At 57.4% G+C, this 2,140-nt stretch carries 3 protein-coding genes; all 3 read left to right on the top strand.

Annotated features, from left to right (window positions below; all coding sequences use genetic code 11):
* The coding region (locus tag AB5Y85_RS02185; RefSeq protein WP_368221109.1) for a hypothetical protein at positions 1 to 257 on the top strand (257 nt) is incomplete at its 5' end.
* A 220-nt stretch (positions 258 to 477) separates the two neighbouring features.
* Positions 478 to 981, top strand: a complete 504-nt coding sequence (locus AB5Y85_RS02180) for a M48 family metallopeptidase (RefSeq protein ID WP_257688136.1) — start codon at positions 478 to 480, stop codon at positions 979 to 981.
* 26 nt (positions 982 to 1,007) lie between these two features.
* Positions 1,008 to 1,871 (top strand): DUF2927 domain-containing protein, encoded by an 864-nt coding sequence (locus AB5Y85_RS02175; RefSeq protein ID WP_257688135.1) that lies wholly within the window; start codon positions 1,008 to 1,010, stop codon positions 1,869 to 1,871.
* Positions 1,872 to 2,140 lie beyond the last annotated feature (269 nt).

Below are 2,140 nucleotides of genomic sequence, written 5' to 3'. Positions count from 1 at the left end.
CGGTTCTCTTCCCAACGCTGATGCCAAAACGCAGCTTCCATCGTTATTACCCTTCTGTACTAAAGATGCCTCAATATCACAACTTAACCGGCACCACGCAACCCTCTGCCCTTCCCTTTTTGCCGCGCAGCCTCTGCGTGTTATCGGGCGAATGGCGTGACGTCACCTTGCCGTGCGCCTCGCTGTCGCAATGTTTGCAATTGGGTACGTTTATGACTGGCAGAGGCACACCTATCCATACGAACGAGTCATGCTGAATCGCCCCCAGTTCCCTAGATCTGACCTCTCTGTAGGTTATTCACTCTGGGCATTCCCAGAGAATTGGAGGCGCCAACCAAACTAATCACCCGAGGTACCCCAGTGAACAGCTATAAAAATGACCGATTAACCGCCTTCGGTTTGAGCAGGGCCTGAGCGTTTGAAGAGCCCGCCCGAGATAACTACAATGACGATCTTTTTGATGTGACGAGTGACACCATGGCGGAACTGACTTATCTGGGCAGCTATCCAGACCCCCTCAAGGCACAGGTACAACAGCTGATTGCGGCGGGCAAGCTGGGGGAGATGCTGGCCAAACGCTATCCGGAGAGCCACCAGATCCAGAGCGACAAGGCGTTGCTCGCCTACACCATGGAGCTGAAGAACCGCTACCTCAAGAGCTCGGCGCCCCTGTCAAAGGTGGTGTTCGATGGCAAGATCAACGTGATCAAGGATGCCCTCGGCCTGCACACCTACGTCAGCCGGGTGCAGGGCAGCAAGCTCAAGGCCAAGAACGAGATCCGCATCGCCGCCCTGTTCAAGGAGGCGCCCCCCCCGTTTCTGAAAATGATCGTGGTGCACGAGCTGGCCCATATCAAAGAGAAGGATCACAACAAGAGCTTCTACCTGCTCTGCCAGCATATGGAGCCCGACTATCATCAACTGGAGTTTGATCTCAGGCTCTGGCTCACCTGGCGCGATATCGACAAGGCCAACCGCTAGGCTGACAACCGTTTCAGGGAGGAAACATGTCATTCGCCGCAACCCCCTTTGGTGCCACCCGCTTTATTGCCACTTTGGTAATGACCAGCTTGGGCCGCGCTGCCCGTCCCCGCAGCTCGTCACACGGGCTACTGGCCCTGCTGCTTCTGCTCGCGGGCCACAGCGCCCGTGCCGATGAGCGCTGGCAGAGCGACAGCTATCTGGTCGAGAGCTTTATGGCCATCGCCATGGAGCGGGAGTATGGCGAAGCCAGGCAGACCCGTTTTGCCCGCTGGCAGCAGCCGATCCGGCTGCAACTTATCAACGAGTCGGGTGACAAGCCGCTGCAGGCCGACGTGGTGAAGGTACAGGCGGCCCATCTGGCCCGCATCACCAGCCACCCCATCAGCATGGTGACCGCAAAGCCCAACCTCACCCTGATCATGACCGACTACAGCAAGATGAAGAGCTGGGCCAACCGCACCATGGGGGGCGATCCATCAGTCAAGATGGCACTCAAGGAGGGGCTCTGCCTTGCCAACTTCGCAACCAATGCGAAACACGAGATCAGCCGTGCCACCATCATCATTCCGGTAGACTACAGCAGAGCCAAGGGGCGTTTTCTCGACTGTGTGGTGGAGGAGTTCACCCAGGTGATGGGGCTGCCCAACGACTCGGACAAGGTGTTTCCCTCCATCTTCAATGACAACAGCATCGACAGCTTTTTGACCGGGCTGGACTATGTGCTGCTCAAGATGGCCTATCACCCTGCCCTCAAAGCCGGGATGAGCAGTGACGAGATCCGCGCCGCACTGCCCATTGCGCTGGCCGACCTGCGCGCTAGGGGGGAGATCCGCGAAGCCAATCGCCGGGTGCAGCAGCAGAGCCTGAAAAGCTGGGCGGGGTTGTAACGGGCATGGCTCAACCCAGAGTCAGACAAGCCACCGCGAACCTCTCACCACCCACAAAAAACGCAGCCACCTGGCTTAATGCCGATCAGTTAAGGATCCATTGACCGATCCTTCTGCTGTGTGAAAATCCGAAACCTGTTGATTGGTTTCGGATTTTTTATGCGTATCGCCCATGCTCTCGACTTCCTCCACGCCAGCAATGCCGCTCAGTTTGAGTCACTCTCCGACCTCATTCCTCCCGAGCTCATCACGATGCTGCTCGCCTAAGA

The sequence above is a fragment of the Aeromonas sp. R3-1 genome (assembly GCF_040908345.1).
Lineage (GTDB): Bacteria > Pseudomonadota > Gammaproteobacteria > Enterobacterales > Aeromonadaceae > Aeromonas > Aeromonas veronii.
The sequence above is the reverse complement of the archived record's forward strand: the minus strand, read 5'-3'. Positions and strand labels throughout refer to the sequence as shown.